The sequence below is a fragment of the Alloalcanivorax marinus genome, from assembly GCF_016785095.1.
GTDB classification, from domain to species: domain Bacteria; phylum Pseudomonadota; class Gammaproteobacteria; order Pseudomonadales; family Alcanivoracaceae; genus Alloalcanivorax; species Alloalcanivorax marinus_A.
This window is the reverse complement of sequence record NZ_JAEKJB010000015.1, coordinates 328440-345148: the sequence shown is the minus strand read 5'-3', so window position 1 is coordinate 345148 and position 16709 is coordinate 328440. Positions and strand designations below refer to the sequence as shown.

Sequence of the window (16709 nt, the reverse complement as noted above, 5' to 3'; positions counted from 1 at the left end):
CGGCTGGGCGGCATACCGCTTTAGCCGCGATCCCCGAGCAAAGCGGAAAATAACATGAGCGAAACCGACGAATCCCGGATCACAACGAACGAAGCCCCCGCCGCCACTCCGCCCAAGGCCACCGCCAGGAAGGCGGCGCCAGGAAAGCGAGCGGTGAAAAAGGCGGCGCCGAAAAAGACGGCCGCGAAGAAAGCCGCCAGTAAAAAAACCGCGAGCAAAAAAGCCCCGCGTAAGGCCGCTACCCGAAAACCAGCCGCCAAACCGGCCTCGGTGCTGATCGTCGGCGCCGGTTTCGCCGGCCTGGGCATGGCCATCCGCCTCAAGAAGGCAGGCATAGACGATTTCGTGATCCTGGAACGCGGCGACGACGTCGGCGGTACCTGGCGGGACAATACCTATCCCGGCGCCGCCTGCGATATTCCGTCCAACCTGTATTCGTTTTCCTTCGCGCCCAACCCGAACTGGTCGCACAGCTATTCCGGTGGCGCCGAGATTCTCGACTACATCCACTACCTGGTGTCCGCCTTCGGGCTGCGAGAGCATATTCGCTTCCAGCACAACGTAACGGCGCTGGACTTCGATGCCCGCCGGGGCCTGTGGACCGCCGAGCTGGAAGGCCGCGAACCCCTGCGTGCCCGCGCCGCCGTGATGGCCCAGGGGCCGCTGTCCAATGCCCGCTTCCCGGACATCGACGGTGTCGAGGATTACCAGGGCAAGAAGATCCACAGTGCCCGCTGGGACCATGACTACGACTTCACCGGCAAGCGCGTGGCGGTGATCGGCACCGGCGCCAGCGCCGTGCAGATCATTCCAGAGCTGGTGGAAAAGGTGCGTAGCCTCAAGGTGTTCCAGCGCACCCCGGCCTGGGTGATTCCACGTCCGGATTTCCGTACCCCGGACTGGAACAAGACCCTGTTCCGGGCTTTGCCCGCCAGCCAGAGGGCGGTGCGCGAAGCGCTTTACTGGACCCACGAAACCATGGCCATGGCGGTGATCTGGAACTCGCCGCTGACCCGGCTGGCGGAGCGCCTGGCCCGCCGTCACCTGCGCCGCCAGGTGACGGACGACTGGATGCGCCGGCAACTGACGCCGGACTTCCGCATCGGCTGCAAGCGGGTGCTGGTGTCCAATGACTATTATCCAGCGCTGCGGAAGGACAACACCCAACTGATTACCTGGCCCATCGCCAAGTTCTCGGAGAACGGCATTCGCACCGCCGATGGCGTGGAGCACGAACTGGATTGCGTGGTGTTCGCCACCGGTTTCGACGTGCCCAAAAGCGGCACGCCGTTTCCGGTGCGCGGCCGTGCCGGCCGCGAGCTGGGCGAGGAGTGGGCGCGCGGCGCCCAGGCCTACAAAAGCATCAACGTGGCCGGTTACCCGAACCTGTTCTTCCTGTTCGGGCCCAACAGCGGGCCGGGCCACAACTCCGCCCTGGTCTACATGGAAGCCCAGCTCGATTACGCCCTGCGCGGCGTGCACCGGCTGCTGGACGACAACCTCAAACTGCTCGACGTGAAGCCGACGGTGCAGGCGCGACACAATAAACAGCTTCAGAAGCGCCTGGCGCGGACCAACTGGAATTCCGGCTGCAAGAGCTGGTACCTCACCGAGGACGGTTTCAACGCCACCATGTTCCCCGGCTTCGCCACCCAGTATCGGGCGCAAATGGCCACCTTCGAGGACGGGGACTACGACAGCGAGCCCCGCTGACGGCGGCTCCCGGGCGGCCGGTTTACGGCTGGACCCCGGCGATCCGTTCCAGCGCCGCCAGGGCGTGATCGGGCAGATTCAGTGTCGCCGCGGTCAGGTTCTCGTGAAGATGGGCCACGGATGAGGTGCCGGGAATCAGCAGGATGTTCGGCGCGCGTTGTAACAGCCAGGCCAGCGCCACCTGCATGGGATGGGCGCCGAGGTCGGCGGCCACCTGATCCAGGGTGGTCGATTGCAGCGGCGAGAACCCGCCAAGCGGGAAGAAGGGCACATAGGCGATGCCATCCGCCGCCAACTGATCGATCAGGGCGTCGTCGTCGCGGTGGGCCAGATTGTATTGATTCTGCACGCACGCCACGGGGGCGATGCGGCGCGCTTCTTCCACCTGCCCGGCGGTGACATTGCTCAGCCCCAGGTGCCGTATCAGGCCCTGCTCCCGTAATTCCGCCAACACCGTGAACGGGCCCTCCAGGGAGCCTTCGGCGGGCTCGTGCGCTGAGAACATGGCGCGCAGGTTGACCACTTCCAGTCTCTCCAGTCCCAGGTTGTCCAGGTTGTCGTGGACCGCGCGGATCAACTCGTCCCTGGAAAAGGCGGGCAGCCAGGCGCCCTGGTCGTCGCGGCGTGCCCCGACCTTGGTGACCAGAGTGAGATCCTGGTGGTACGGCGACAAGGTGTCGCGGATCAGACGGTTGGTGACATGGGGGCCGTAAAAGTCGGAGGTATCGATGTGATTGATGCCGCTGTCGATCACCTCGCGCAGCACCGCTCGCGCCGCCGCCTCGTCCCGGGGCGGGCCGAACACGCCCGGGCCGGCCAGTTGCATGGCCCCGTAACCGAGCCGGTTCACCTCGCGGTCGCCGAGTTTGAATGTCCTGGTGGTCATGGTTCGCTCTCCTGTTCAAGGAGGTTCCAATGTAGAGAGACGGCGCTTGTGCGACAATACGGATTAATTGGAACAAGCTGTACGGAATTATGAACAATGGAGCTGAGTGACCTGAACGCGGTGGCCGCCGTGGCGCGCGCCGGGGGCTTTCGGGAAGCGGCGCGTACTCTCGGTTGTAGCGCGTCGCGGCTGAGTGAGGCGGTGCGGCGTATGGAGGCGTCCCTGGGCGTGCGTCTGTTTCACCGCACCACGCGAAGCGTGGTCCCCACGGAGGCGGGGAAGCTGCTTCTGGCTCGCTTGAATCCGGCCTTGAAGGAGATCGAAACGGCCCTGGATTCACTCAACCGGTTCCGCGACACGCCGGCGGGGACGCTGCGACTGAATGTGCCGGTGAGCGCGGCGCAACTGGTGCTGCCCTCGATCGTGCCGGCGTTCCTGGCGACCTATCCGGACATTGCCTTGGAGATTGTCGCGGAAAGCAACGTGGTCGATGTGATCGAAGCCGGTTGCGATGCCGGTATTCGCTATGAGGAACGGCTGGAGCAGGACATGATCGCGGTGCCCATCGGGCCGCGCATCCAGCGCTTCGCCACCGCCGCGGCTCCGGCACTGCTCGAGCGTCTGGGCCAGCCACGGCACCCTGGCGACTTGCTGGATTTTCCCTGTCTCGGAGGGCGCTATGCCGGAGGCCGCCCGGCGGTCTGGGAATTCGAGCGGGACGGGCAGGTTATCAAGATCGAGCCGACCGGTCCCTTGACCGTCAGTATTGGTGGCGCGGTGGAATTGTCGGTGCAAGCGGCGGTGGCCGGCCTCGGGGTGATCACGCTGTTCGAGGAATGGCTGCGTCCGTATCTGGAAAGCGGCGCGCTGGAGCCGGTGCTGGAGCCCTGGTGGCAGAGTTTCTCCGGCCTCTATTTGTACTACCCTGGGCACCGGCTGGTGCCGGCGCCGTTGCGGGCGTTCATCGATTTCATCAAAGGCGGGGAGCCTGGAGGGTGAAATAGGCGGCGGTGTCGCCTCGGTGTTCGCGGGCTTTTTTGAGTTCGGCGCGGGCCACGGTGCGCAGGTGCACTTCGTCCGGGCCGTCCATGAAGCGCAGCGCCCGGCCCCAGGTGTAGAGGTAGGCCAGCGGCGTGTCCGGGGACAGGCCCATGGCGCCGAACACCTGGATCGCCCGGTCCACCACGCGGGTCTGCAGGCGCGCCGCCACCAGTTTGATGGCGGACACCTGGGTGCGCGCGGCGGCGTTGCCGTGGCGGTCCATGAGCCAGGCGGCGTGCAGCACCAGCAGGCGCGCCTGATCGATCTCCAGCCGGGATTCGGCGATCCAGTCCCTCACGTTCTCATGCTCGCTCAGGCTCTTGCCGAACACGCGCCGTTCCAGGGCCCGTTCGCACATCATTTCCAGGGCCAGCTCGCACTGGCCGATGGTGCGCATGCAGTGGTGCACTCGGCCCGGGCCGAGCCGCGCCTGGGCCATGGCGAAGCCTTCGCCGGGGGCGCCCAGGCGGTGGCTCACCGGCACCCGCACGCCACGGAACACCAACTCGCAGTGTCCTTCCGGGGAATGGTGCTGAAAGATCGGGATGTTGCGTTCCACGGTGAGGCCGGGGGCGTCCATGGGCACGATCAGCATGGAGTGCTGGCGGTGCGGTTCACCGCCGGGGGCGTCGTCGCAGCGGCCCAGCACCACGGCGAAGGCGCAGTGCGGGTGGTTGGCGCCGGTGATGAACCATTTGCGGCCGTCGATCACGTAGTGGTCGCCGTCGCGGCGGAAGGTGGTGCCGATGTTGGTGGCGTCGGAGGAGGCCACGTCCGGCTCGCTCATGGCGAAGCAGGAACGGATCTCGCCATCCAACTGTGGCGCCAGCCACTGGCGGTACTGGTGCTCGTCGGCGAAGCGGTGCAGCAATTCCATGTTGCCGGTGTCCGGGGCGCTGCAGTTGAACACCTCGGAGGCCCAGGGCAGCCGGCCCATGATTTCCGCCAGGGGCGCGTAGTCCAGGTTGCTCATGGCGGTGCCCGGTTCGTTCTCGCGCAGCTCCGGCAGGAACAGGTTCCACAGGCCCAGCTCCCGGGCGCGGGCCTTGAGCGGTTCCAGCACCGCCAGGGGGTAGCGGCCCTCGCCCGCCACGCGGTGCCAGTCGGCGTTGCGGGGCAGTACCTCCTTGTCCATGAAGCGGCGCATCAGGTCCTGGACCTGAACGGCGTACTCGGAAAAACTGAAATCCATGGCGACTCCGGATCATCGGCAAGACGGTGGCATGATCCGGCCAGGGTAGGGCGCCCGGGCGGGGCCGCCGTTGACCCACATCAAGGGCTGGCGAAGGGGCCAGCGGATTGGCCGTAGCGCCGTCGGAACGGCCCGTTTTGCCCTTTCCCCGGCGTCGGGCCGGGGGCATCATGGCGGCCTTTGAAGTTTACATTGAGTAATGTAAGCCTCGGCGCCAATCGGTGCCCGGGCTGGAGGTAAAGCATGGCCGGGAATCATTTCGACGTACTGATCATCGGCGCCGGCCTGTCCGGCGTGGGCGCCGCCTGTCACCTTAGCCGGGACTGCCCCGACCGCAGCGTGGCCCTGATCGAGCGTCGCCAGCGCATGGGCGGTACCTGGGATCTGTTCCGCTATCCGGGCATCCGCTCCGACTCGGACATGTACACCCTGGGCTACAATTTCCGTCCCTGGACCGACCCCAAGGTGCTGGCCGACGGCCCGTCCATCCGCCAGTACATCGTCGACACCGCCCGCCAGTACAGGATCGAGGACAAGATCCATTATGGCCTGCGCATGATCGGTGCTGATTTCTCCACCGAGACCAGTCTTTGGACCGTGCGGGTGGAGCGTGAGGAAACCGGCGAGCGGGAAACCTACACCTGCCAGTTCCTGCTCTGCTGCACCGGCTACTACAACTACGACCAGGGCTATAAGCCCACCTTCCCCGGCGAGGACGATTTCAAGGGCCAGGTGATTCATCCTCAGCACTGGCCGGAGGATCTGGACTACAAGGGCAAGAAGGTGGTGGTGATCGGCAGTGGCGCCACCGCCGTCACTCTGGTGCCGGCCATGGCCGGCGAAGCCGCCCACGTGACCATGCTACAGCGCTCGCCCACCTACATCGCCACGGTGCCCGAACGCGACGAAATTTCCGTGGGCCTGCGCCGCTTCCTGCCGGAGATGGTGGTCTACCGTATGGCGCGGGCGCGCAACATCAGCCTGCAGCGTTTCATCTTCAAGCTTTCCAAGCAGCGCCCGGGTCTGGTACGACGGGCCCTGCTTGCCGCGGCCCGTCGCCAGCTCGGCGACCAGGTCGATATGAAGCACTTCAAACCCAGCTACAACCCCTGGGACGAGCGCCTGTGCGCGGTGCCCAACGGCGATCTGTTCAAGGTGCTGAAGAAAGGCGAGGCGTCCATCGTCACCGACCACATCGACACCTTCACCGAGAGCGGCATCCGCCTGAAGTCCGGCGAGGAACTGGAGGCGGACATCATCGTTTCCGCCACCGGTCTCAACGTGCAGTTGCTGGGCGGCGCCGACCTGACCGTGGACGGCGAGACCCGCGAGCCCAACGACATGCTGGTCTACAAGGGCCTGATGCTGCGCGATGTGCCCAACATGGCGATGGTGTTCGGCTACACCAACTCCTCCTGGACCCTGAAGGCGGATCTGGTGGCGGAGTATGTGGGCCGGCTGCTCAACCACATGTCCCGCAAGGGCCTGCGCCAGGTGACGCCCCGGGACCCGGAGGGCTGCGACACCGACGATTCCTTCCTGGAGCTGCAGTCCGGCTATGTGCAGCGCGCCGCCCATACCCTGCCTCGTCAGGGCAGCAAGGCGCCCTGGAAGGTGCTTAGCAACTACTTCTATGATTTGCCGCGCCTGCGCTACGGGCGCATAGACGATGGCAGCCTGGAATTCGTCAAGGACGAGAGCCGCAAGCGCCGTGGCGTGGCCGCCCTGCTGAGAGGCTAGACGCCGCGCCTGTCATTTAGTTGTCACGGTAATTTTTCCGTGAAGGTCTCATAATCGGGCTCCCATTTTCCTGCTCCGGGGGAGTCCTGCATGAGCCATAGACCGGGCGACGAATCGCCGTTGATGGCGCGTCTCATTGAAGCCGCGCGTGCTCACGACGAGGCCGCGCTGGCCCTGCTAAAGGACCGGGCCACCCTCGACCCGGACCGGGTTCATGACCTCCGTGTCACCGTGAAGCGGCTGCGCGCCCTGTGGCGTCTGATGGGCACCCAGGGTCCGCGCAAGCTGGCCGATAAACAGGACAAGCGGCTGCGTGCCGCCGCCGCCAGCCTGTCCGGCGCCCGCGATCTGCAGGTCATGGGCGAAACCCTCGCCGCCCTGCGCGCCACCTCCCGCCGTGATTACGAAAAAGAGGCCCTGGACCGGGTCCGCGAGCTGGCCCTGCCCGCGGGTGGTGACCCGGCGGTGACGCCGGAGAAGCCCGCCGACCTGGAGAAGACCTTCCTGGAAGACCGCGATCGCTGGACCGACCTTAAGGTGGAGGGCGATGACGGCACCCTGATCAAGAAGGGTGTCGGCCGTGTCTATGCGCACACCCGCCGGCTGGGCTTCGAGGCCATCGCCGAGGATCAGCCGGAGACCTGGCACGGCTTCCGCAAGTGGGTGAAATACCTGCTCTATCAACTGGAACCGATCGCCGGGCCGCTGGAGAACAGCGACATCCCCCTCAAGGAATTAAGAAAACTGGGCAAGAAGCTGGGGGACCTGCACGATTTGCATGTGCTCGACGAATTCCTCCGCCAGGCCAGGAAGAAGACCGATGACAAGGAGCCCTTCGGCCACGCCCGCCAGTTGATCGGTCGCCGTGAATCCGCGCTGGTCAACGATTGCGAAAAGCGGGCGCGCGGCGCTTTCGTGCTCAAGCCCAAGGTATTCCGCGAAGCAATGGGCCAGGTGAAGGACAAGGACGCGGGTGGTGAGACCTCGACATGACGTCCTTCCGCAAAGGGCCATAATCTCCACACTTTAGGAAATTCTCGATGTTTTGCGGGCGGTAAATTCTCTATCATGTTCCCTTGGGCTGCTGAGCTCACCAACCAACGGACCGAATTGAGGGAATGTATGAATTTATCGGGAAGGCCCGTCGCGGGATCGGCCCCCAAGCCAAGGACTCGCACCGACCATGCTTATGCGTTGTTGCGTGGCGATATCATCGCTGGCCGCCTCAAGCCCGGTACCAAGTTGCGAGTGGAACAGCTGCGCGCCGATTATGACATAGGTGCCACGCCGTTACGGGAAGCGCTCAGCCGGCTCAGCGCCGATGGCTTCGTGATCTCCGAGGGGCAACGGGGCTTCCGGGTGGTTCCCATAAGTTATGATGATCTGCAGGACATCACCCGGGTACGTATCCTGATCGAGACCGAAGCGCTGCGTGATAGCATCGAGAATGGTGATGATGCCTGGGAGGCGAGGCTGGTGGCGGCCTATTACCGCCTCTCCAAGCTCGAAGCCCAGGAAGAGCAGGACTACGAACAGCGCGAGCGCGCGAACGAAGCGTTTCACGACGCCTTGCTTGCCGGTTGTACCTCACCGTTGCTGCGCCGCTTGCACCATACTTTGTATGATCAGCACAAACGCTACCGCAATATCTCGTTGATGAACCCGGCGGTACCAAGGGATGTTCATGAAGAGCACCGGGCGATCTACGACGCCGCCCTGGAACGTGACGCGCAACGGGCTTGTGAAGCCACCCGGGTACACGTGATGCGTACCATGGAAGTAACCCTGGATGTGTTCCGCAAGGCGGAAGAAACCCCTACCTCCACCGCCGACTGACCAGCGCGGCATCCGCCGCGCACGCAACCTATCCCCTGTGACGACAAGGATGCCGTTATCGCCTTGGATGGCCCCGCGTAGACAAAAATTCTATATATATTTACCTGTTTATCTATATTTCTTGTAATATATATTTTTATTGAAATATCGTTTTCCGCTGCTATAGTGAACTCATGGTTCGATTTCGCCCGTCCGTTGGCGGGCTACTGAAAATACCTAGAAGAAAAGCGGAGAACTGTAATGCGACACCTGAAACGGCTGGTGGCCGCCGCCATCGCCACCTTCCTCGGTCTTACCTGTGGCGCCGCCCTGGCCGACGGCAATATTCGTATCCTCACCGCCCCCACCGGCTCCATCGTGCACACCACGGGCTCAGCCATCTCCAGCGTGGTTTCCAAGAACACCGACTACACCATGCTCGCCGCGCCCATGTCCGGCCCCCAGATCTATGTGCCACAACTGGACGGCGGCCGTGCTGAATTTGCCCTGCTCAACGCCGCCGATGCCCACGAGGCTTTCAGTGGCGGGGCCGGCTATCGTCAGGCTTACAAGAACCTGCGGTTGGCGGCGGTCGGTTTCACCAACGAGCTTGGCGTGATCGTACCGGCGGATTCCGACATCAAGACCGGCAAGGATCTGAAGGGCAAGCGTGTCTCCGGTGTCTTTTCCGCCCACAAGACCTGCGAGCAACTGGCCTCCGCGCAGATGGCCAACTTCGACGTGTCCTGGGACGACGTTACCGTGGTGCCCGTGACTCACTCGCGTACCGCCGTTCAGGCCTTGGGTGACGGTCGCGTGGACGCGGCGCTGTGCGTCCCTCTGGGGCAGGCCATCGTGCAGGAAATCAATGCCCAGACTCCGGTGCGCTTCATCAGTCTCAATAATGATCCGCAAGCGGTGGCGCGCACACGCGCGAAATTCCCCGCGGGTGAGATCCGGGGCTACAAGGCCGGTGACAGCGTGGGGTTGATCGACGACGCCTACATCTGGAGCTACCCGTTTTATCTCGCCGTCAACAAGGACGTGCCGGACGACGAGGTCTACACCGTGGTCAAGACCATCAGCGAGCACGTTCAGGACCTGCGAGGCATCAGTGGCGTGTTCAATCGCTGGGTGCCGGAAAAGATGATCGGTGTCGATATCACCTTGCCGGTCCATGAAGGCGCCAAGCGGTTCTACCAGGAAGCGGGTTTGTGGAACGACGGCGTCGAAGCCGCCGACCAGAAGCTGCTGCGCGACGCCCGCTGATCGCCGACAGGCACGCTGGAGGACGATGACGTGAAAACAGAAAGCGATATCGAGCAGCGCATCGCGGAAGATACCGGGGAGTCCATGTCCGGGCTCCAGGGCTTCTGGGCTGGTCTGGCGCGCTGGCTACTGGCGGCGATCCCGCTGGCGGGGTTGCTGTATGCCTTCAGCGTACCCTCGTATTTCGGTTACGCCTTATGGGGCGAGCAGGCGGCCCTGGCGGTGCTGGGGCTGGGGCTGGGCGCGACCTTCCTGCTTAAGCCGCTACTGGCCCGATTCGCGGGGCGTACCCGCCCGGCCTGGTACGACATCCTGTGCATGGCGTTGTCGTTATTGCTGTGTCTGTGGACGGCGGTGCGCTATGAGTGGCTGGTATCGATCGGCTTTCTCGGGAGCGGCACGGATTATTACATCAACATCGCGGTGGCCGCTCTGACGCTGTTGCTGGTACTGGAAGCCCTGCGTCGTCTCACTGGCTGGGCGATGGTGATCCTTGTGCTGGTAAGCCTTTTGTACGCGGTGTTCGCCGGAAGCATGCCCGGTGCCTTCAACGGGCAGACCCCGGACCTCGACTTCCTGGTCGGTTACCTGCAGCTGGACTCGGCCGGGATTCTTGGTACACCGCTGTCGGTGGTGGTGTCCACGGTGATTGCCTACGTGCTGTTGGGTAATGCGCTGTTCCGGCTCGGTGGCGGGCAGCTGTTCCTGGATCTGCCGCTGGCGGCCATGGGCCGATTTCGGGGCGGGCCGGCCAAGGCATCGGTGCTGGCGTCGTCGCTGTTCGGCTCGATCTCCGGCAGTGCGGTGGCGAACGTGGCCACCACCGGCATTGTCACCATTCCGCTGATGAAGAGGTGCGGCTATCGCGCGGACCAGGCCGCCGCGGTCGAGGCGGTGAGTTCCACCGGCGGGCAGTTGTTACCGCCGATCATGGGCGCCGCCGCCTTCATCATGGCTGAGTTCCTGGGTATCTCCTACGTGGATGTGGCCCTGGCGGCCCTGATTCCCGCGATTCTGTTTTACATGGCATTGCTGGTGCAGGTGCACCTGCACGCCGCCCGCTCCGGGATTCGGCCGATGACGGCCGAGGAACGACCTGACGCGAAGCGTACTCTACGCCGCTATTGGCCCTTTCTTCTGCCCATTGCTTTGCTCATGGTGATCCTGTTCGCGCTGCGCTGGACACCGGAAAAAGCCGCTTTCGCGAGCCTGGTGGTCACGTTCGTGGCCGCCGCCATGGTCGGCGAGCATAAAGTCACTCCAGGCGTCATCGTCGGCATTTTCGAGGCTGCCGGGAAAAGTCTGCTGGAGATCATCGCGATTACCGCCGCCGCGGGCATCATCGTCGGTGTCCTGTCGATCACCGGTCTGAGTTTTTCCCTGGGCTTGAGCATAGCCGACCTCGCCGGACCGCTACCGATCGTTCTGCTGCTGGTGGCGGCGATCACCGCCATTCTCTTTGGCATGGGCATGCCAACCACCGCCGTATACGTGTTGATGGCGACGCTGATCGCGCCTTCACTGGCCGCCGCCGGCTTCGATCCCCTCGCCAGCCATTTGTTCGTGCTCTATTTCGGTGTGTTGTCGATGATCACGCCGCCGGTCTGTCTGGCGTCATTCGCCGCCGCCTCCATGGCCGGCGCGCCGTTCATGCGTTCCGGCTGGCAATCGATACGTTTCGGCGCGACTGCCTTCCTGGTGCCGTTCGTGTTCGTGGCGTGCCCGCCCTTGCTGCTGCATGGAAACATGAGCGGTGCGGAATGGGTAACGGCGGGTGTTGCCTTTATTACCGCCATGCTCGGTTTTCTGATGATCGCCGCCGCCATCGAAGGTTACCTGTTCCGTGCAATCCGGTGGCAGGTAAGAGTGCTTTCCGGGCTCGCCGGTTTGATGCTCATCGTACCCGAGGACGGTGCCCTGAAGATTTTCCAGCAGGTGCCCACCGATACTATTGGATTGGTACTGGCCGCCATTCTGGTGGTGTTTTGTTGGAGCCGTTCGCGCGGACAGGCATCGCGAACGGTGGTCATAACCGATTAGAAAAAAAGAGAGTGAATGTCATGAATTCCAAAGTTCATAAGCTGGAAGTCCGGCAGGACAATGGCCCGGAAAACGAAATCCTGGACCCCAATGCGATGATCGACAATCGTGTGGAGGAAGGTGTCTATCGTGTTGATCGCCGCTTCTACACCGATCAAGGGCTTTTCGAAAAAGAGATCGAAAATGTTTTCGAAAAGGACTGGGTGTTCCTGTGCCATGAAAGCCAGATCGAGAACCATGGTGATTACTTTTCCACCCACATCGGCCGCCAGCCGGTGCTGGTGATTCGTGACAAGGATGGTTCGGTGAACGGCTTCATCAATGCCTGTGCCCATCGTGGCGCGCTTCTTACTGATCGCCGCCAGGGCAATGCCCGAACCCTGCGTTGCCGCTTTCATGGCTGGTGCTACAACACCGAAGGCCGTTGCACCCGGGTCAAGAACGAGAAGACCGGATGGCCGGAAGGTTTCGACAAGACCCGTGCCAGTCTCAAGAAGATCGGGCGTATCGCCGCCTATCGTGGCTTCGTATTCGGTAGCCTGGAGGCAGAGGTTCCTGAATTGGAAGATCATCTGGGCGAGGCGAAGGTGTTCATCGACATGCTGGCCGACCAGTCGCCCCAGGGTATCGAGGTGATTGGTGGCGCCTCTGATTATGTGATTCGCGGCAACTGGAAGATGCAAGCCGAAAATGGCGTGGACGGCTACCACGTGAGCACCGTGCATCGGGTGTTCGCCTCCACCGTGGCACAGCGTGAGGAGCGCCAGGGCCGAGAGGGAATGGCGAAGACCGAAGCGGGGCGTATCGCGGGTGTGGTGCCAACCGGATGCTACGACCTGGACAATGGCCACATGTTGATTTGGGCGGAGCGCGCCACGCCCGAAGTCGGGCCACTTTGGGAGGCCCGTGAGGAACTGCTCAGCCGCCTGCCGGAAGAAAATGTCAACTGGATGATCGGCCGCGGCCGTAACTTGCTGCTGTTCCCCAACGTGCTGTTGATGGACCAGCCGTCCACCCAGATTCGCGTGTTCCGCCCGTTGTCGGTGGATCGCACCCTGGTGACCGTGTATTGCATCGCGCCACGTGGCGAAAGTGACGAAGCCCGGGAAGCGAGAATCCGAAAATTCGAGGATTTCTACATGGTTACCGGCATGGCCACACCCGATGACCTTGCCGCTCTGGAAGATTGCCAGAAAGGCGCGCACGGCGAATTGTCGCCCTGGACCGAGGTCACTCGCGGGATCGAGACGATGCAGCACGGGCCGGACGAGGGGGCCAGGAAGATCGGTCTGAATCCGGTCACCAGTAATCAGGATTGGGATTTCGAGACGCTCTATTACAGTTTCTATCGCAAATGGCTGGAGCGTATGAACGACGAGGAGAAGCACTGATGACCGCGACCATCGAACAGCAGTATCAACGGTTTCTCCAGGTCAATGCACTGCTTGCCGAAGAGGCCGATCACATTGACCGCCGCCGTTGGCGGGAATGGGTGGATATGTACACCGAGGACTCCGTGTTCTGGGTACCGGCCTGGCGCAACGAGGATGAAACCACCCAGGACCCGAAACGCGAGATCAGTCTGATCTACTTGCCGCAACGTGGCATTGAAGACCGTGTGTTCCGGTTCAGCTCCGGCGATTCCTATGCCTCCACCCCGTTGCCTACCACCTGCCACACGGTCGGCAGCGTGCGCGTCGTCGAGGACCAGGGGGGCGAGCTAAGAGTGCTCGCCAAGGCGACCGTCGTGACCATGGACCCGCGTACAGGCGTTACGACGCGCGGTGTCTGGTACGACTATCGCTTGCTGGAACGCGACGGCCGACTGCTGATTGCCGCGAAGACGGCGACGCTGTTGGAAACGGTCATCGACGGCACTGTGGATGTCTACAACGTGTGACCCTTGAGGGTTTGGAGAGAAGCATGCTTGCGCTGTGTAAGACCGAGGCAACGGTGAACGGCATCGAACTACGGGAAATGGACGTGCCCGAACCCGGGCCCGGTGAAGTGCTGCTGCGGGTACGCTACGCGGGTCTGTGTGGCACGGATATGCATATCTATCACTGGGCGCCGAGGATGGCCCGGCGCATGGTCCTGCCAAGAGTGCTCGGGCACGAGGTATGCGCGGTGGTGGAGACTCTGGGGGAAGGGGTTCAGGGAATGCGCCCCGGCGACCAGGTCAGCCTGGAAAGCCATATCTATTGTGGCCAGTGCCGGCAGTGCCTGATGGATCAAAAACATCTGTGCGCGCACACCCGTTACCCGGGCATTGATGTGGATGGTGGTTTCGCCGAATGGTTGGTGGTGCCCGCGAGCATTGTGTGGGTCAACCCGCCGGATTTTTCCCCGCGTCTGTCGGCGATGATGGAACCCTTTGGTATCGCCGTGCATGCCTGTAACGAAGGCACCGGGGTGGCCGGTCAACGGGTGCTGGTCAATGGCTGTGGCCCGATTGGTCTGATGGCGGTGGCGGTGGCCAAGGCGCTGGGCGCCCGTCAGGTGATTGCCGCGGACCTTAATCCGTTGCGGCTGGCCACCGCCGAAGCGTTGGGAGCGGATCTCTGCGTGAATCCGGCTGAGCGGGATCTGGTGCAAACCACGCGGGCGGTGACTCGTAATGAGGGCGTCGACGTGGCGATCGAACTGACCGGCGCCGAAGCGGGGTTGTTCGCTTCGCTGGATGCCCTGCGCAGGGGAGGGGATTACCGGCTGATCGGCGCGCCGGCGAATCCGGTGGCCATTGATCTGACCACCTGGCTGCGCACCGGCCCCACCATTCACAACATCCATGGTCGTCGTATCTGGCGTAGCTGGCAGCAGGCCGGTGATCTGGTGCTCGATGGCCGTGTCGATCTGACGCCACTGGTTTCGCATGTGGTGCCGCTCAAGGACGGCGCCAGTGCCTTTGACCTGGTGCTGCGGGGGCAGGCGGTGAAACCGTTGCTGGCGATGGATACATAAGGAGCCATGGTATGTCGAGCAAACACCATATTACTTGCGTGTTCGAGGACGGCGGCACCTCGCGATTCACTTCGTCGTCGTTCGAAACCGTATACCAGGCCGCCTTGCGCAGTGGCCTGACCCTGGAAACCGACTGTCGTGAAGGTGCTTGCGGTGTGTGCAAGGCCTACCTCAGCGATGGCGAATGCGATCTCGGTGATTTCAGCGACGAGGCGCTTAGCGAGGATGAAGAGGAACAGGGCTATGTCTTGTCCTGCCAGGCGCGACCGCGCGGCGACCTGGTGCTCCAATTCGGCTACCCGATGTCGCTGCTGAATAAGGAAATGGCCTGTTTGACGGCGAGTGTGACGGCTCTGGAAGCGGTGGCCGACAACGTCATGCGGTTGGTGTTGGAGGGCGATGGAGAACCGCTCCCGTTTCTGCCCGGTCAGTACGTCAATCTGTCCGTGCCGGGGAAAGTGGCGTCACGCAGCTATTCCTTCGCCAACTCGCCATTGAAGCCGGGGGCCATGGAGTTCTTCGTGCGCCTGTTGGACAGCGGCTCGATGAGCGACTGGTTACGGCACCAGGCCCGGGTTGGTGACAGCGTACGGGTGGAAGGTCCTTACGGACAGTTCTTCCTCCGCTCGCCGCGCGGTGGAGAGCTGCTTATGGTGGCCGGCGGTACCGGCCTCGCTCCGATCCTGAGCATGCTGGAGAAGCTGCGCGCCGACCAGGCTCGACCACCTAAGGTGCGTGTTCTGTATGGAGCAAACCATCCGGGCGAGCTGTTCGCGCTGCGCCGGTTGGCCGACTACGGTGATTGGGTCGCGGTGGAGACCGCGGTGGTGGCGGGCGATGGCGACTGGCTTGGCAAAGTCGGCTTTGTCACTGATCTGATCGCGCAACAGAACCTCGACGACCCTTCCCTGGCGGATGCCTATCTGTGTGGCCCGCCGCCGATGATCGAAGCGGCACGCCATGCGTTGGTCGAGCTGGGACTGCCAGAGAACCGGATCTTCGCCGAGAAATTCCTGCCCTCGGAAAAATAGAACAACGAGGAGAGCATCATGATCAACCTGCACGATATTCGTTACGTAAGATTGGGCACCGCCGACCTGGATCAGGCAACCCGTTACTGTGTTGATATTCTGGGCTTGCAGAAGGTACGTGCCCTCGATGGGGCTGTCTATTTCCGGTCCGACGATCGCGATCATACCCTGGTTTATTTTGATGGCGATCCGAATGACCATGCCACCGGCTTCGAAATCAGCAGCATGGAGGAGATGGAACAGGCCAAGCGCGATTTGGAAGAAGCCGGAGTGTCGACGCATTGGGGGAGTGATTCCGAGTGCGAAGCCCGGTTTGTTCGTGATTTGCTGGTGTTCCACGATCCGTCCGGTAATCGTATCGAACTCGTGCACCGTCCCTTTCATTCCGGTTGGCGCTATTTCCCTTCGCGGGATGCCGGCATCTCCGGTTTCTCTCACATCGGTCTGCGCTCCCGGGACCCGGCCCGTGATGAAAAATTCTGGACCCGCATCATGGGGGCCAGGGTATCGGACTGGATTGGTGACTCGCCGTTACTGCGTATCGATGAGATTCATCACAAAATCGCGCTATTCCCGTCCGACCGGCCCGGGGTTCAACACATAAACCATCAGGTGGAAAGCGTCGATGACATCATGCGCAGTTGGTACTTCCTTTCCGAGAGAGATATTCCCATCACTTTCGGACCTGGAAGGCACCCGACTTCAAGCGCCATGTTCCTCTATTTCGAAGGCCCGGAAGGAATGGTCTACGAATACTCCAGCGGCGTGCGCAGCATCGAGGATGAGGATTACCGACCGCGTCAGTTTCCGGCTGAACCGTTGGGCTTTTGCATGTGGGGAGCCAAACCCAACATCAAGGAATTCAAATGATCCGGCGGACCAGGCGGCGTACCCGGGTGCGCCGCGAGCCTTTTTTTTGTCCAAAAATAAAAAATCGATATTTGTTCGCATTATCCAGATATTCGCTTTGTTCAATGGATACACAGGCTATACGCCGCTGAGGGGCGGACTTTGTATCAGG

The 16709-nt window shown here is 62.5% G+C and carries 14 protein-coding genes; 12 read left to right on the top strand and 2 right to left on the bottom strand.

Features of this window, described 5'->3' with window-relative positions; genetic code table 11:
* Positions 1–54: 54 nt before the first annotated feature.
* Positions 55–1713 (top strand): flavin-containing monooxygenase, encoded by a 1659-nt coding sequence (locus tag JF515_RS19125; protein ID WP_203106032.1) that lies wholly within the window; start codon positions 55–57, stop codon positions 1711–1713.
* Between the two features lie 22 nt (positions 1714–1735).
* Here the strand turns inward: JF515_RS19125 and JF515_RS19120 are convergent, their stop codons facing one another.
* A complete protein-coding gene (locus tag JF515_RS19120) occupies positions 1736–2599 on the bottom strand; it encodes an aldo/keto reductase family oxidoreductase (RefSeq protein WP_203106031.1) in 864 nt (287 codons plus the stop codon).
* A gap of 96 nt (positions 2600–2695) precedes the next feature.
* Here JF515_RS19120 and JF515_RS19115 point away from each other — a divergent pair, with 96 nt between their 5' ends.
* Positions 2696–3598, top strand: a complete 903-nt coding sequence (locus tag JF515_RS19115; RefSeq protein WP_203106030.1) for a LysR family transcriptional regulator — start codon at positions 2696–2698, stop codon at positions 3596–3598.
* Here JF515_RS19115 and JF515_RS19110 read toward each other — a convergent pair.
* The gene (locus JF515_RS19110) at positions 3573–4832 is read right to left on the bottom strand and encodes an acyl-CoA dehydrogenase family protein (protein WP_203106029.1); all 1260 of its coding nucleotides are present in this window, start codon (positions 4830–4832) and stop codon (positions 3573–3575) included. The genes JF515_RS19115 and JF515_RS19110 overlap by 26 nt on opposite strands.
* Positions 4833–5075: 243 nt before the next feature.
* Between JF515_RS19110 and JF515_RS19105 the strand changes: the two genes are divergently transcribed.
* The 10 genes from JF515_RS19105 (at position 5076) to JF515_RS19060 (ending at position 16558) form a co-directional block, all read left to right on the top strand.
* A complete protein-coding gene (locus JF515_RS19105) occupies positions 5076–6572 on the top strand; it encodes a flavin-containing monooxygenase (protein ID WP_203106028.1) in 1497 nt (498 codons plus the stop codon).
* Between the two features lie 90 nt (positions 6573–6662).
* Positions 6663–7565 carry a CHAD domain-containing protein gene (locus tag JF515_RS19100; protein WP_203106027.1) on the top strand — a complete coding sequence of 301 codons (903 nt, stop codon included), beginning with the start codon at positions 6663–6665 and terminating at the stop codon, positions 7563–7565.
* A 75-nt stretch (positions 7566–7640) separates the two neighbouring features.
* Entirely contained in the window at positions 7641–8408 is a 768-nt protein-coding gene (locus JF515_RS19095) for a GntR family transcriptional regulator (RefSeq protein WP_338015256.1), read from the top strand.
* A 240-nt stretch (positions 8409–8648) separates the two neighbouring features.
* A complete protein-coding gene (locus JF515_RS19090) occupies positions 8649–9656 on the top strand; it encodes a TAXI family TRAP transporter solute-binding subunit (RefSeq protein WP_203106025.1) in 1008 nt (335 codons plus the stop codon).
* A 30-nt stretch (positions 9657–9686) separates the two neighbouring features.
* On the top strand, positions 9687–11696 hold the full coding sequence (locus JF515_RS19085; RefSeq protein ID WP_203106024.1) for a TRAP transporter fused permease subunit: 2010 nt from the start codon (positions 9687–9689) through the stop codon (positions 11694–11696).
* A 20-nt stretch (positions 11697–11716) separates the two neighbouring features.
* Positions 11717–13087: an aromatic ring-hydroxylating oxygenase subunit alpha gene (locus JF515_RS19080; RefSeq protein WP_203106023.1), complete on the top strand. Its 1371-nt coding sequence runs from the start codon at positions 11717–11719 to the stop codon at positions 13085–13087.
* Positions 13087–13596, top strand: coding sequence for an aromatic-ring-hydroxylating dioxygenase subunit beta (locus JF515_RS19075; protein ID WP_203106022.1), 510 nt, complete (start codon positions 13087–13089; stop codon positions 13594–13596). Before JF515_RS19080 ends, JF515_RS19075 begins: the two co-directional genes overlap by 1 nt.
* A gap of 23 nt (positions 13597–13619) precedes the next feature.
* Positions 13620–14657: a zinc-binding dehydrogenase gene (locus tag JF515_RS19070; protein ID WP_203106021.1), complete on the top strand. Its 1038-nt coding sequence runs from the start codon at positions 13620–13622 to the stop codon at positions 14655–14657.
* 11 nt (positions 14658–14668) lie between these two features.
* A complete protein-coding gene (locus tag JF515_RS19065) occupies positions 14669–15688 on the top strand; it encodes a 2Fe-2S iron-sulfur cluster binding domain-containing protein (RefSeq protein WP_203106020.1) in 1020 nt (339 codons plus the stop codon).
* Between the two features lie 18 nt (positions 15689–15706).
* On the top strand, positions 15707–16558 hold the full coding sequence (locus JF515_RS19060) for a VOC family protein (protein WP_203106019.1): 852 nt from the start codon (positions 15707–15709) through the stop codon (positions 16556–16558).
* Positions 16559–16709: the final 151 nt, after the last annotated feature.